Raw genomic sequence first — 15120 nt, 5'->3', positions numbered from 1 at the left:
CAAAAAATGTAATATTTACAAGCATCCGATTATTCCAATATTTTTAAGTTTTTTTTATTACAATGTAAGAAAAGATTAGAAAACTTTAATACATTTGTATCACTCTCAAATAGATAACCTAAGTCAAAAGTAAACTGATATGGATGCAAATAATAAAAGAATAGCGCTTGTTACTGGTGCAACTGGTGGTCTGGGTACTGCTATGTGTAAGCAGCTTTTTACAGACAACTACAGGGTGCTTGCTAACTACCGTAACCCTGAAAAAGCAGAAAAATGGGCAGCTGAAATGAAAGCTGAAGGCTTTGAAATAGAGATGTTTTTAGGTGATGTATGTGACTTTGATTCAGTTGAAAAAATGATTACCGAAATCAAGGAGAAAGTAGGAGTCATCGATATATTGATCAACAATGCAGGTATTACCCGCGACATTGCTTTCCACAAAATGTCAAAAGATCAATGGGACGCTGTGATTGGTACTAACCTTACCAGTGTTTTTAATTGCTCACGCCATGTAATTGCCGATATGCGTAACCAAGGCTATGGACGGATTATCAATATTTCGTCAGTAAATGGTCAAAGAGGACAGTTTGGACAAGCCAATTACTCTGCCGCAAAAGCAGGTATCCACGGCTTTACTAAAACACTGGCAATGGAAGTAGCCAAAAAAGGGATTACAGTAAACACTATCTCGCCTGGTTATATTGGTACCGATATGGTGATGGCTGTACGCGAAGATGTACGCCAAAAAATAATTGATCAGATTCCGGTAGGGCGTTTGGGTGGTACTTTTGAAGTGGCACATTTGGTATCATTCCTTGCCTCTGAAAACTCAAGTTTTGTCACTGGAGCCAATTATGCAATCAATGGTGGGCAACACGTATACTAAAAACCTATTTATATTATAAGTAAAACCAGAAAACTCACCTACTCCACCAAGTGTTATACTTGGCTAGTGTACTGCTTCAAAAAGAACTATCATCGCACTGCTGTACTCAATGTTAGTTATATTGGAGCTATAACCTTGATTTATTTCAGGCTTTACCAAACAGGTATTTTGTTTCCTTAGAATACTTCTCAATGTATATTTTCTAAATACATAAAAAAAACAGGCAGTGAAAATTGCCTGTTTTTTTTAATTTTAGAACTTGTATTTATTATTTTTTCTTCGCTTTAGCTTTTTTACTCTTGGCTTTAGCTTTGGTTTTTTTAGCTTCAGATTTCACTTTAGCCTTTGCTTTATCTACTTTCTTTTCGGCTTCAGCTTTAGCTTTTTTAGCTTCTTTTTTAGCCTCAGCTATTTTTTCTTTCATTTTAGCGTTTGCTTCTTTAGCTTTTTGTTCTGCTTTGGCTTGGGCTTTTTTAATTTGTTCTTTGGCTTTTTTCATTTTTTAAAACTTTTATTTTTGATTTTTGTTTTATTGTTGTAGCGTACTTTTATTGAAGTTTGGCTACCGTTTCACTTTTTAGGAATTGTGAAACAATGGTTAGTTGTAACTTTGATTACTAAAGTTATTTTTTTAAATATTAAAGAAGCGACTCTTTAGTATTTATTTTTGCTCCCCCTAATACCTAACCCATTATTTAATATTTAAGGTACTAGTGTGCACTGGGGACTAAATTCCTACCATGTTAGCTTCGCAGAGCTCGCCACAGCATAGCTGCCCCGATGAAATGAATCGGGATTTAGAAATAGGCTCGGTTCTTCGGAGTCTTTAGCCCGCTGACTTTACTTCAAAAAGTTTGCGTAGCTCCGGTTCCGATATACATCGGAATTGTAAACTAACTCTGCGCACTTTTTTAAGTGCGTCAGCAAACAAAATACCCTCGAATAAATAGCACATTTATTGAATCCCCAGTGCACTAGCTACTCTACCCTACCTACCCATAAAGCGTCTTTCAATGTGTAAACTTTGGCGGTTCGATCAGCACGTGGGAGTACTAGCTGAGGTGGTAGTGGTATTTTTTCTTTTTACTGCTTTCTTCTTAGCCTGATGGCTAGTTTTATTACTGGAGCCGATCATGCAATCAGCAGTAGGCAATACGTATACCAGTCATTGAAGAGGCTATACATACTGAATTATTAAGGTGAATCCGACAAAAAACAGGCAATTTTCATTGCCTGTTTTTTACGCTTCTAGAGCTTGTTTTTATTATTTCTTCTTTGATTTTTTAGCTTTTGCCTCCGCTTTAGCTTTTTTAGCTTCTGCTTTTACTTTAGCCTTTGCTTTTTCTACTTTCTTTTCGGCTTCAGCTTTAGCTTTTTTAGCCTCTTTCTTAGCATCAGTTATTTTTTCTTGCATTTTAGTATTGGCTTCTTTTACTGCTTTTTCAGCTTTAGATTTTGCTTTTTTGATAGCTTTCTTCATATTTTTGGATTTTATGTTTTTAAACTTTTATTTTAATTGATGTAGCCTTTTTTTCCTTTTTATTAAAGGCTTGGCTACTGTTTCAGATTTTATAGCCTCTGAAATCGGATTAGCTGTAATCTTATTATCTTGCTGGGTTACCTCACTGATAACCTTTGTTTTTGTTTCTTTTACTAGGCGCTTACCCTACTCATTAGTACGTTCGTTACTAACAACATTAGGATTGATAGTATTTTAGGCTCTCCTATACTTTCTGTATTGTAACTCTTCTTATATTTATACTTTTATTACTGCTTGTTTTTTCAGTTATTTTGTTAGTTAGTTGACTAATTGTGATCAATTCTGAAGCAAAATTAACAATTTATTAATGTAATAAAAATATTAAATTAACATTATTGATTAAGTAAATTACCTATCATTTAACCAAATGCCCTATAGAACGCAAAAATAGCCATCTAGTCAGCCTTTCTCTATTATCAAAAATAACCTTTTAAAAAAGTTATATGTTACCAAAATAACAACTCCGCAGCTTTTTTGTTCAAAAAAAATAAAATTATAAACTCTCCTGAGCTGTTACTGTCCCCTCTTATTAGCAACATCAAGGCTATTTATCATCCAAAAACAAAGGAGTCTTTCCGTTAGTAATAATTACTTTAGAATTGCCAGACCTCACCAATTCTTTCATCACTTCAATGCTTCTCATCTGAAGTACTTCTTTTGTCAATCCATTTGAAATGATTTTTTGAAAGTCTTTTATTCCTTCAGCCTCAATTCGCTTTCTTTTTGCTTCTTGTTGCTCACGCTGTAAAACAAACTGCATTCTCATAGCGTCTTGTTCAGCAGCAAGTTTTTGTTCGATCGCTTTGGATACTCTCGCAGGTAAACTTATGCTTTTGAGCAATACTGCTTCTATCAAAAAACCTCGCTTATCAAGTAGCTCTTTCATGCGCTCTTGAATTTTATTTTCTATGACCGACCGCTCTCCTGAATGCATATCTTTGGCAAAAAACCTGGCACACACATCGGCAGAAGCCGATCTAAAAACTGGTAATATAAGAGTTTTCTCATATCCATATCCTACATTTTTAAGTATTTCAGCCGCATCCTCTTTTTTTATGCGATAAAGTATAGATATGTCTGAAGAAATAGTGAGCCCTTCTTTACTTGGTAAATCTATTTTCAGCTCCATATTAATAGACCTGGCGGGGAGTGTTAACATTTTAGTGGTAAACGGGTTAATGGAATAAAGTCCAGGTTCTAAAGTTCGTGGCTTGACTTTACCAAACTTAGTCTTCACCCCTACCATATCTTGCCTTACCACAGTACAAGAACTAAACAATAAGCCCATAATACTCAAAGTAATTAAAGTGTAGTGTTTCATAATGTACATTTTTAAGTTTTACTTCAATAAATAATAGTAATACTTGCAATTAAAATCGTGTTACTTTAAATATAACTCATGTCAGGTGATAAAAGATTAAATTTTATACGAAAAAAGAGGCTTATTATACAAAACTGATGACTTGGCAAGAAAAATTGCCCTCTCTCTTTTTACTTACAACAAGGGCTATGGCGTTAGAATCCCCTTACTGAGGGACAACAAGCCCCTTGCCCCACCCAGCTGATCAAACAAAGGCTTTCCAATTGACCGGATGGTCGAGTACATCATTGGTTTACCCTGACCGCTTCCAGGAAAAACTACATAAATAATCCCGTTTGCTACGCCTCCAGTACGTGCATTGGCATTTACACCTAATAAACGCGCCAAAGCTATAGAGCCTTCTCCTATTCTGGTGTTGGCACCTGTATCGGCATATATGGCATACGCCCAACGCTTGTTGCGAGTGTTATAGACTACTGCTACATCACCCAACTTTACCCTTCCACTTTGCTTTACCTTAGGAGGCAATACTATATAAGGTATTGTCTCAGCATTGACATACCTCCGCTGATCCCAGGGAGCATACCTAAAATCTTGCAGACTGGTCATAGATACATAATAACCACTTTTCTGCACTACTGGTTTACCATTTTTTGTAGCAATCGCCCACCATTTACCTCCTTTACCTGCGTGTTTCAAGTCGTCAATCCCAGTGTTTTTAGGGTGATAAGCCCTTGGCGAACCATCAGCGTCAATGCTCATACCACTGCCAAACAATAATGCCTGACAGGGTTGAATTTGCCAGACTGTTTTTTTATCAATGACTAATAATTTTCTCAGAGAAGTGTTATTAGCAAAAGGTAGCCGAATCATTGCACGTTTTTTTTGCTTTGGGAAAGTAGCTATGCCCACATCAGGCAATATGTCAGGTACATTGGGTAACAGGTTTACAAGAGGCTGGTTAGACCGTAGGTAAAGTTTGCCATAAGGTGTGGCTTCCAGCGTATCGGTTTGCTGTTTTGGCTGGCTTGAAGTGGTTGCTTCAGTACAGGACACCAACCACCCTGATAGTGTAATGAAGTGAAATAACAATGTAAATCTTAGAGAACTCATATTTAAAAATACGCAAAAAAAAATAGCTACCTATAAACCGAAGTCTATAAATAGCTATTCTTGAAATCATACGAAGTTATAAGCATACGCTAATATTCATCGTCATTGAAAAGGAAATCATCTTTTGTTGGATAATCTGGCCAGATTTCCTCAATGTTCTCATAAGGTTGGCCGTCGTCTTCAATTTGTTGAAGATTCTCCACGATTTCCATAGGGGCTCCCGTTCGAAGAGAGAAGTCTATTAACTCCTCTTTTGTGGCAGGCCACGGAGCATCTTCTAAATATGAAGCTAATTCTAATGTCCAGTACATATATAGAAATTGAAAAAGGTTATTGTTCTACATCTATTTATTTTCAGATACTATCTGACAGAGGAATTTGTTTTAACAAATTCCATTCTTTTTTGACAAAAAAAATAGTTTTTTTAAGCCTGTTGACTAAAATGTATAAATACGTTCTTTAAACAGGCTTTTTAGCTACATTTTTAATTCATTAAGTCTGCCAATTCAGCCTCCATTTCTGCCAAAATTTGTTTTTTCACCTCAATTTTACGCTTCTGAATGGCAAGCGTATTACGAAGTTGGCGTTCATCCTTGTCTTGATAGCCACGATTATTGTTATAACGGTCGCCACCTCCACGGTTGTCATACTTATTATAACCTCCACCGCCTCCACGGTTGTTGTTATAACGGTCGCCACCTCCACGGTTGTCATACCTGTTGTTGTTATAACTACCACCGCCACCACGGTTGTCATATTTGTTGTAACGGTCGCCACCTCCACGATTATCGTATTTGTCGCGGTTATCATACTTGTTGTAACGGTCACCGCCTCCACGGTTGTCGTACTTGTCGCGGTTATCGTATTTGTTGTAACGGTCGCCACCTCCACGGTTGTCGTACTTGTCGCGGTTGTCATACTTGTTATAACCTCCGCCTCCACGGTTGTCATATTTGTTGTAACGGTCGCCACCTCCACGGTTATTGTTATAACGGTCACCACCTCCACGGTTGTCGTACTTGTCGCGGTTGTCATACTTATTATAACCTCCACCGCCTCCACGGTTATTGTTATAACGGTCACCACCTCCACGGTTGTCGTACCTGTTGTTGTTATAACCACCACCACGGTTGTCATACTGACTTTGGCTCTGGCTCAATTTGCTTTCAGCAAACTGTACATCGTGCTCATCACGACGAATCAATTCACGCATAAAACTAATTTTGATGCGTAATTGATCTTCACGGGGCTTATCATCAAAGTAAGGATACTTTCTTTTGATTACCCGCATGAGGTATTTTATCTCAAAAATGCGGTCACAGGCATTTCTGAACTGGCTACTCATGTGGCGATCAATGCCTTTGAATATACCACTGATTCGCTTCCAGCTCATCAACAATTCCTTTGCCTGATCAGCACTCGAGTCTATGTCAGGATCTTCGAGCAAGTCTTCAGCTTTCACACACATTTTGCGCACAATCATATCACGAAACTCCTCTGTAGGTGCTTCATCCTCTGCGTGCTCTTCGCGCAAGGCTTTGTAAGACTTATAACGCTTAAAGAAGTAGTCGTTACTTTTCTTAAACTTATCCCACATTTCTACAGCACGTTTGTGTGGAATTTTTCCTATGGTTTTCCAACGCTGCTGCAAATCACGGAACTGCTCGAAAGTCTCATCAAAACGATCAGAGTCTTTCATTTTTTCTACGCGATATACAATATCACGGTACATACGCACCCGGTCTTTTACCTCGTTGTTTCTACTCTTGTAGAAATCTTTGCGTTTGTCAAAGAAAACTCTCACCATTTCGTTAAAGTCTTCTTCAATACTCTCCTGGAAGTCTTTCTTCACGGCTCCCGTTTTGATCCACTTGAGTTTTACCTCACGAATCAGCTCGGTGGCATCGTTCCAATCTTGTACATCTTCCAGAATGTCATGAGTTTCTCTAATCAAAGCTCTCTTAATTTCGAGATTTTTGATTCTATTAACGGCAATCAGCTCTCTTAATTCTGCTTCAAGCTCGTCTAATTTTTTAAACAGGGCTACATAATCTCCTAAACCATCAAACTGTGCTAGATATTTACGCATATGAACAAGCTTCATTAAATATGAACCTTTGTTTTGCGCCTCATCTATCATAGTTTCAAGATCTTGCACTTTCTTTTTTGCCAGGTCAAATCTTTTTTCAAAGTATTTGATGGAGGCTTCTTCTGATTCTTTTACTTGTCCAATTTGTCTGTCTGGAAAGTCTAAAAAGCCTTTTAAATAAATCTCATTGCCACGAATGTAGCCATATTCGTGCGCTGTGGTATCGGTTGTGTTCATTTCTTCCATCGGCTAAGTTTGGCTTTTGTTATATTTTTCATAACGATCATTATTCGATAATTATGCAAGTTTAGTGAAATGTTCACCAAAAAATGCTTAATTGTTAGTTTTTAGGGTATTAGATGTAAAACTACACATAAAAGATGAGTAAAGAAACTATTATCTTTTCAATGGCAGGAGTAAATAAAATATATCCTCCTAAAAAGCAAGTTTTAAAGAATATTTATTTATCTTTTTTTTACGGTGCCAAAATAGGTGTTTTGGGATTAAACGGCTCTGGTAAGTCTTCGTTGCTCAAAATTATAGCTGGTATAGACAAAGACTATCAGGGAGAGGTGGTTTTTTCACCGGGTTATTCGGTGGGGTACCTCGAACAAGAGCCTCAACTTGACCCTACAAAGACAGTACGGGAAATCGTAGAAGAAGGTGTGCAAGAAGTGGTAGATTTATTAAAAGAATTTGATGAAATCAACCTAAAGTTTGCCGAACCTATGAGCGATGACGATATGAACAAGCTCATAGAACGTCAGGGAGTGGTGCAAGAAAAACTGGATAATGTCGATGCTTGGTCACTTGACTCTAAGCTAGAGCGAGCCATGGATGCTTTGCGTACTCCACCAGCTGATGCTACAATAGAACATTTGTCAGGGGGTGAAAAACGACGTGTAGCCTTGTGCCGTTTGTTGCTCAAAGAGCCTGACGTGTTGTTGTTAGATGAACCTACCAACCACCTAGATGCTGAGTCGGTGCATTGGCTAGAGCAACATCTACAACAGTATAAAGGTACAGTAATAGCTGTGACTCACGACCGTTACTTTTTAGACAATGTAGCGGGCTGGATTCTGGAACTCGACCGTGGGGAAGGAATTCCCTGGAAAGGAAACTATTCGTCGTGGCTGGATCAGAAGCAAAAACGTTTGTCGGAAGAAGAAAAAACTGAAAGCAAGCGCATGAAAACGCTGGAGCGAGAGCTTGAGTGGATACGAATGACGCCCAAAGCACGCCAATCTAAATCGAAGGCGCGCTTGAGTGCTTACGAAAAACTACTGGGAGAAGATGCTCGTGAGAAAGAAGCCAAGCTTGAGATTTTTATTCCGCCTGGGCCACGTTTGGGCAACAAAGTAATTGAGGTAAATGGTGTATCGAAAGCTTATGGCGACAAACTCTTGTTTGAAGGCCTGTCGTTTAACCTTCCTCCAGCCGGAATCGTGGGAATCATTGGTCCCAATGGTGCAGGTAAAACTACTTTGTTTAAACTGATTACAGGCAAAGAAACCCCCGATGAGGGAAGTTTTGAAGTAGGCGAAACTGTAGACATTGCTTATGTAGACCAGGAACACAATGACCTGAAACCGGAACACACCGTTTATGAAGCTATTTCGGGAGGCAATGAGATTATTCAATTGGGGAGCAAAGAAATGAATGCCAGGGCTTATGTAAGTCGTTTTAACTTTGCGGGAACCGACCAACAGAAAAAGGTGGGCGACTTATCGGGAGGAGAGCGCAACCGGGTACACTTGGCAATGGCACTCAAGCAAGGGGGTAATTTGATTTTGCTTGATGAACCTACCAACGATTTGGACGTGAACACATTGCGTGCCTTGGAAGAAGCCTTAGAAAACTTTGGAGGTTGTGCAGTGATCATTTCTCACGATCGCTGGTTCTTAGACCGTATTGCTACCCATATATTGGCTTTTGAGGGCGACTCTCAGGTATATTGGTTTGAGGGTAACTACTCTGACTATGAGATTAACCGTAAGAAGCGTTTGGGTGACGAAGGTCCTAAGCGAATTAGGTATAAGAAGTTGACCTAAGGCAAATAGTAACAAGCTAGCTATTAGCCTCAAGCGATAAGTAACGTTGAGCCACTAAAAAGACTTGCCCATACTTATGCTATCAAACAAGTAATGATTGTATGGCTAAATGGCTGGTTGCACTAAGCGGCTTGTAAGACAGATCACATTCAATCATCAAGATAAATAATTACACGAAAGTGTAACACAAAAAGCCCTTGCCACGACAAATAACAAGGGCTTTTTTTATGTTTTTATTTTTCCTGATTTCAGGTATTAACAATCTTTAATCGGGCAAGGGATTCTGCCCTTGCGGGGAATTTTTTTATGACGCTTACGGGTTTTGCGCTTGGCAGAGCGGTAACGTTTGTGTCTCGACTTGGTGGTGCAAGACTCTACCGTTAGGCTCAGCGAAAAGCAAAACAGCATCATGAGGCTATATTTTATCACTCTTTGAAAATTCATAGGGCGTTGATTAGTAAGTAATTTGACGTGGTTACTATCGACGACGCGGTTTCGACGAGAGCTTTTGCTTTTTGTGCTTTTTGGGCATCCACGGACGACGATCGCGGTAAGGGCGACATGACTCTAACAATACGGGTAATACAAAGATTAAAATGAGTATATATATTTTGTTTTTTTTCATTGCTTGTTGTTTTTTATTTTTCCTGTCTAACTTTATTCTCAAACGCTAATTTCTATATTTTGATAAACAAAGACTACATTTTTTTCAATTTGCTAAGGATTACCTGACTATCTTGCTTGCCTTGCGGTAAAACTTCTTGAAGTCGCTAAACTTTTGTATCCGCCAAAACCTTTCCAAATCGTTGTAACGCTTGGCTGGGTCAATGCCTTGTTTCCAACAAATTTTGGCGAGGCATTCGGGGCAAAACCATACTGGCTTCTTGTCTAGTTCCTGCAAATGGTTGCTACCGCCCATGTTGCAATGATAGGCTACGCAATGATAAATGCCCAACATGTGCCCAGTTTCGTGAGTGGCAGTTTTGAAAGTACGCAACAAGCATAAATTATAGTTAGCTACCAGCGAGGGATCACCAAAACGACTCATTGACCACACGCCTACTTTATCGCTGAGTGATGCCTGCCCAAAGACAAAGTTCCATTGGGGAGCGGGGTATAGGTCTTCGCTGGTAAAACCTATGACCAAGGCAGCATCTTTGGGAAAGTTTTTTTTGAGCACCTCAGACAACAAATAGGTAGACAAGACTTGGGGCTGTTTGGTATGAGGGTTTTTTCGGCGGGCGTTTGCCGGAATTTCTTTGGGGGAAATCAAGGGCAAAAACTTGACTGGCAACTGATAAAATATGCTCAGATATTTGCCTGTTAGTTGGAGTATTTCCTGCTGTTTGTTATTGAACTTGCCAATGGGCTGAATGTAAAAGATATTGGCGGAGTTTTTTTTGAACTTTCGCGCCAAGGCACTGTATTGTTTAAAGCTTTGTCCTGACTCTTTATGCAAAGTAAGCCAATCGCGGTAACCGGGCTTGGGCACAGGGGCATGCAAGTAAGCAGTTTTGTTTATTTTTTCATATAGCACCTGGTCGTTATTGGGGGGTTGTCCACAAGCAGTTTGTGCTGCAATAATTATGGTGATCAACAAGTTGCCTATTTTTTTTATCATCATAAAAAAGTTATTTGTGCTAAAAATGGTTGATCAATATTAATACAATAAAATGGATTTACAGTTTTTGCCTCCTATCACTGGGCAATACTATTGACCTAATTATAAACCGAACTTATATTAAATAACATTTAAGTAAAAGTAAAATGCAATGACATACGAAATAAAAAACCCGGTAATATTGAAAAAGATCCTCTGGACTGACTTTGTGGCAGGCTCTTCTACGGGTGTCATTGGACTGATGTTTAGCCACCAACTCACCAATCTATTAGGTCTGCCTTACTTATTTATTGTATGGGTTTCAGCAATTACTCTGGTATATGCGCTCAACGCACTAGGGCTGGCTCTTATGAAAAACACCATTGCTCGCTTAGTACTTGTACTGGTATACGCCAATTGGCTTTGGGCACTTATTAGTGTGGGCTTGCTTTGCCTACACTTTGGCAATGCATCCATTTTAGGCAAAATTGTTTTGGTACTACAGATCATAGTAGTGGGTGGGCTTGCTTTTGCCGAAGGCAGGCAATTGACAAAAGTAAAGCATAAGGCTATCAGCGATCATTAGCCCTGTGGTGACTGCCCCTTCTAACTATCAAATTTATAACCCGCTGAAAAATAAGCATACTATGAATTTGTTAGCTCCCTATGGACAGGGTGTAGCTTGCGACTTGTCGCTTAAAGCTTGCCCCTGTAGGGGCTTTTAAGTTGGCCTGAGCAAGATGCTCAAACCATTGGGGAGAACGTATTTGTTATATACTCAAAATTTTCACCATCCTTAGCAACTCTTGATTGATAGGTTTTTTCTTGTTGATGGCTTCATCAAAAGGTGTATATACCAAGTGGTTGTTTTGAATACCTGCCATGACCGAGGTCTTACCATTGAGCAGCCCCTCTACTGCACCTACACCTGTACGACTGGCAAGGATACGATCGCTTGCGGTGGGTGACCCTCCTCGCTGAATATGTCCCAGTGTGGTTACTCGTATGTCTAGCCCTTCGGTAGCTGCCTGTACTTCAGCGGCAAGTTTAGTAGCATTGCCCATTACTTCTCCTTCGGCCACTAATACTATAGCAGAGGCTTTGTGGTGCAGTTTTCCTTTACGCAAGGCATTGATAATGTCTTCGGTAGTGTTGCTGTTTTCGGGCGATACTATAATTTCGGCACCACCGCCAATGCCCGATTGTACAGCTATATAGCCTGAGTCGCGTCCCATCACCTCTATAAAGAAAACCCGGTTGTGTGAGTCGGCTGTATCACGTATTTTGTCAATGGCCTCTAGTGCCGTATTTACGGCAGTATCATAGCCAATGGTATAGTCGGTTCCATAGATGTCGTTGTCGATGGTACCAGGGCAACCAATGATGGGCAACCCAAACTCCTCATGAAATACTTTGGCGGCAGTAAAGGTACCGTCTCCTCCGATAGCTACCAAGCCCTCAATGTCGAAGTGACGGAGTTGTTGGTAGGCTTTTTTTCGACCTTCATGGGTTTTGAACTCACTGCTACGCGCCGATTTTAATATAGTGCCTCCTTTTTGAATGGTATTGCTCACTGCGCTTGACTCCATGCGATGTAGCCGTCCGCGAATCATACCTTCGTAGCCTCTCATTACGCCAAAAACCTCTACATTGTGGTAGGTAGCAGAACGCACCACTGCTCGTATGCAGGCGTTCATACCTGGAGCATCTCCACCAGAGGTAAATACTGCCATTCTTTTCATTGTCTAATTCAATAGGGTTTAAAAACTTGTGTGGAATCTGATTTACTTAACCTCAAGATACTCTATCTTGATATAGTACAACAGTGAAGGTGATTACCTAAACAACCTCTCTCTAACAATTTAACTTTATACATGACAACACCTCTCTAAAACACCTTTTATATAAGCAAATGCTATTTTATTATGCGATAATTTGGGTTTATCTGTCAAATATTTATAAAAAACACAGATTTAAATGTTTATTCAAAATATTAAATAAAAAGTAACACATTGATGTCTATCCTACTATTTTTCGCTTTGATTTGTCCTCACAACTGAATTGATAAGCCCTAAGATACCAACGTATATCGGTGCTCAGCAAAGCTAAATCAAACCACCCAAAAAACAGCTTATTTTAAGATTTCGCTTGGTTGGCGAGGACGGTGTTTTTAAAAACCAAAGGTGCAGTGCTACTTTGCTGAGCTAAGCGAAGTTAAAAGCTGGGTAGAGTAATTGATGCCAATGACTTTGCCTATATATACTTCATTACTAACACCAAATTTACTTTATATTTCATTAAAAACCCTATTACATTCAATATAGCATAATTATATGCAATATAGAATTATAAACTTCATCTTACTTTTCCTAAAATTGTACCGTGAAAAATGACTAAAACCAAGGAGTTGAGGTTCAGAAATGAGTAGCATCAAAAAATGGAAACTTTATACAATGATAAACGAGGGGGAGTAATCGATGTGTAGATAATTAACTCAATACAATCGCTGAGATGAGACAAAACATTACAAAATCGTGTGTTTGTAATATATTTTAACCATAGTATATATTATAGTATCAGATAGACAAGGTTCGTTGAGGCTTGTCTATTTTTTTATGGTTGCCCAATGCACGCATGCACTGCGCAACCATATTTATATAGAATAATTCGTTCGTTAGTCTTTGCCACTCACATTACCATACACTTCATAGCCTTCTACTTCGTCGGTTGCTACCTTTCGGTAAAGTGTATTGTCATATTCGTACAAGTCTTGCTCATCAATGGTTACCTGAGCCACATCGTCGGGCAAATCAGGTACTACAGCTCCGGCAGGTGGCGCGGCTACTTCATAAGCAGTTTGTTTGTTCTGATCGGTTACTTGAGTATAGTAAGTACCTTGGTAATAGTAATAAGGGCGTGAGCTCACTACTACACGATGATACCCCACTGGCAACACCCTGACTCTTAATCCTCTTGGTGCAACTGCTACTACATAACCGCCCGCAGGTACTGGTCTGTAGTAACGTCCTCTGTGGAAGAAAAACCGATGGCGTTGATGATTGAACGTTAAATAACCCACAGGCAATGTTCTAACAGTGGCTCGGCGAGGACGCACCCGGTATACCAGCCTTGCTCTACGAAACGTTGTTCGACGGATAACTCGTCGAGTTTGACGACGTTTAGCCCGATGTACTCTTTTGTTATGATGCCTTACTTTATGGCGGTGGCGGGGCGCACGTCTTCTCTGAGCGTCTGCCTCTTGAACTCCGGTAGTAATAATAAATAAAGCGATGAGGAAAATAATCTTTTTCATAAGTGATCTAAGTGTTTTGCTTGCTTAGATTGTTTGAAAAAGTCAAGGTTTAATTTGGAGGGAAAACTTTCTAAATAGTAACAAGCTCTAAAGTAAAAAACGAGGCCCTAACAGAGTCTCGTTTTTCTTTCCTAACCACAAAGCTTATTAAATATCTTTGATTACTCTTTATTCAAACCAAAGTCCAAAAACCAACATGGCCAGAAACCAACTCTTAACTTACTGACTATCAATTAAATAAATTTATATATTTTTACTTTCACGAAAAACTTTGATTATCAGAACCGCTGTTTTTACACGATATATCGTATCAAAAACATTATTTCGTCAATTTATTTCTTTTTCAACTCTGATTGTATATTTACTTTAATCTCGTTGGCTATTTTGCCTGCCACTACTTTAGGTATTTTAATTCCGTGATCCGCTGGTTTTACTATAAACTGAGCCTTAAGATTGGCCAATCCATTTTTTACGGTAATAGTAGCAGGTACCGTACGGTCTTTTTTTACCCCATGTATATCTAGTTTTCCTTTTGCTTTTACCTGGTAAGTCCCTTCTTTGGTCAAATCATAATTGCCATCAAGTTGCCCTCTGAAAACTGCATTGGGGTACTTGTTACTTTCCAGGTAGTTTTCGTTAAAGTGGGTTTGCTGTAGTCTTCGCTTAAATTTAAATGCCTGAATAGGCACGCGTATCAAAAACTTATTTTTGCCAGTAATTACTACGCCTTGGCTACTGGCATTTACTGCCTTGATAGTTTCTACGGGAGTTTCAGACTCAAACGTGATTTGTGACTTCTGTAAAAAAAAGCGGTCTTGTGCCTTCAATACACCTACACCCCACACCAGCACTAGAGCCAGCATAAGGGAAATACAATTAGTTTTTTTCATTGGTATGTAAAAAATTATGATAAAGTTTTTTTAAGTTAGAAACTCCGACAGGGTTCTAGCGACTAGGCTCTAGGTGCTAGGTACACCCTATTCTATAAGCAACTAACAGGGGCAAGTCCTTAGATGCCGATGCATATCGGTGCTATTCCATAGGTAGCTAACAAATTCATAACACGCTTAATTTTCAGAAAATTGCGAATTTATTAGCTAGAAGCTATATCGACTTTTAGTAATGAATTAGATAGCACTCATTTTATCCACTAGCTTCGATGTTTTTTATCACCATAACACTGCTATGTTTCAAAAAAATTTCATCA

15 protein-coding genes are annotated in these 15120 nt (G+C 39.1%); 3 read left to right on the top strand and 12 right to left on the bottom strand.

Annotated features, from left to right (window positions below; all coding sequences use genetic code 11):
• Positions 1-139: 139 nt before the first annotated feature.
• A complete protein-coding gene (gene phbB / locus M23134_RS14030; protein ID WP_002697155.1) occupies positions 140-886 on the top strand; it encodes an acetoacetyl-CoA reductase in 747 nt (248 codons plus the stop codon).
• 268 nt (positions 887-1154) lie between these two features.
• On the opposite strand, the gene M23134_RS14025 is transcribed toward phbB, so the two are convergent.
• The 6 genes from M23134_RS14025 to M23134_RS38095 all read right to left on the bottom strand — a co-directional run bounded on the left by M23134_RS14025 (position 1155) and on the right by M23134_RS38095 (position 7186).
• Positions 1155-1385, bottom strand: a complete 231-nt coding sequence (locus tag M23134_RS14025) for a hypothetical protein (RefSeq protein ID WP_002697153.1) — start codon at positions 1383-1385, stop codon at positions 1155-1157.
• A gap of 765 nt (positions 1386-2150) precedes the next feature.
• Entirely contained in the window at positions 2151-2366 is a 216-nt protein-coding gene (locus M23134_RS14020) for a hypothetical protein (protein WP_002697150.1), read from the bottom strand.
• 604 nt (positions 2367-2970) lie between these two features.
• Positions 2971-3747, bottom strand: a complete 777-nt coding sequence (locus M23134_RS14015; protein ID WP_045113569.1) for a prohibitin family protein — start codon at positions 3745-3747, stop codon at positions 2971-2973.
• Positions 3748-3933: 186 nt separating this feature from the next.
• Positions 3934-4860, bottom strand: coding sequence for a glycoside hydrolase family 75 protein (locus tag M23134_RS40755; protein ID WP_085986336.1), 927 nt, complete (start codon positions 4858-4860; stop codon positions 3934-3936).
• A gap of 89 nt (positions 4861-4949) precedes the next feature.
• Positions 4950-5171 carry a DUF2795 domain-containing protein gene (locus M23134_RS14005; RefSeq protein ID WP_045113568.1) on the bottom strand — a complete coding sequence of 74 codons (222 nt, stop codon included), beginning with the start codon at positions 5169-5171 and terminating at the stop codon, positions 4950-4952.
• A 173-nt stretch (positions 5172-5344) separates the two neighbouring features.
• Positions 5345-7186 carry a DUF349 domain-containing protein gene (locus tag M23134_RS38095; protein ID WP_198145019.1) on the bottom strand — a complete coding sequence of 614 codons (1842 nt, stop codon included), beginning with the start codon at positions 7184-7186 and terminating at the stop codon, positions 5345-5347.
• A gap of 143 nt (positions 7187-7329) precedes the next feature.
• On the opposite strand from M23134_RS38095, the gene ettA reads away from it, so the two are divergent.
• Positions 7330-9000 (top strand): energy-dependent translational throttle protein EttA, encoded by a 1671-nt coding sequence (gene ettA / locus M23134_RS13995; RefSeq protein WP_002697143.1) that lies wholly within the window; start codon positions 7330-7332, stop codon positions 8998-9000.
• Between the two features lie 255 nt (positions 9001-9255).
• Here ettA and M23134_RS13990 read toward each other — a convergent pair whose 3' ends face one another.
• The 3 genes from M23134_RS13990 to M23134_RS13985 all read right to left on the bottom strand — a co-directional run bounded on the left by M23134_RS13990 (position 9256) and on the right by M23134_RS13985 (position 10624).
• Positions 9256-9444: a hypothetical protein gene (locus tag M23134_RS13990; protein ID WP_002697141.1), complete on the bottom strand. Its 189-nt coding sequence runs from the start codon at positions 9442-9444 to the stop codon at positions 9256-9258.
• Between the two features lie 34 nt (positions 9445-9478).
• Positions 9479-9625: a hypothetical protein gene (locus M23134_RS41140; RefSeq protein ID WP_157558481.1), complete on the bottom strand. Its 147-nt coding sequence runs from the start codon at positions 9623-9625 to the stop codon at positions 9479-9481.
• Positions 9626-9724: 99 nt separating this feature from the next.
• The gene (locus tag M23134_RS13985; protein ID WP_002697137.1) at positions 9725-10624 is read right to left on the bottom strand and encodes an archaemetzincin; all 900 of its coding nucleotides are present in this window, start codon (positions 10622-10624) and stop codon (positions 9725-9727) included.
• A gap of 148 nt (positions 10625-10772) precedes the next feature.
• Between M23134_RS13985 and M23134_RS13980 the strand changes: the two genes are divergently transcribed.
• On the top strand, positions 10773-11186 hold the full coding sequence (locus tag M23134_RS13980; protein ID WP_002697135.1) for a hypothetical protein: 414 nt from the start codon (positions 10773-10775) through the stop codon (positions 11184-11186).
• Positions 11187-11370: 184 nt separating this feature from the next.
• On the opposite strand, the gene pfkA is transcribed toward M23134_RS13980, so the two are convergent.
• From pfkA to M23134_RS13965, 3 genes are all read right to left on the bottom strand, one after another.
• The gene (pfkA, locus tag M23134_RS13975) at positions 11371-12342 is read right to left on the bottom strand and encodes a 6-phosphofructokinase (RefSeq protein WP_002697133.1); all 972 of its coding nucleotides are present in this window, start codon (positions 12340-12342) and stop codon (positions 11371-11373) included.
• Between the two features lie 932 nt (positions 12343-13274).
• Entirely contained in the window at positions 13275-13913 is a 639-nt protein-coding gene (locus M23134_RS41135; protein ID WP_157558480.1) for a DUF6515 family protein, read from the bottom strand.
• Between the two features lie 332 nt (positions 13914-14245).
• Positions 14246-14803, bottom strand: a complete 558-nt coding sequence (locus M23134_RS13965) for a YceI family protein (RefSeq protein ID WP_045113567.1) — start codon at positions 14801-14803, stop codon at positions 14246-14248.
• Positions 14804-15120 lie beyond the last annotated feature (317 nt).

The organism is Microscilla marina ATCC 23134 (assembly GCF_000169175.1).
GTDB lineage: Bacteria > Bacteroidota > Bacteroidia > Cytophagales > Microscillaceae > Microscilla > Microscilla marina.
The sequence above is the reverse complement of the archived record's forward strand: the minus strand, read 5'-3'. Positions and strand labels throughout refer to the sequence as shown.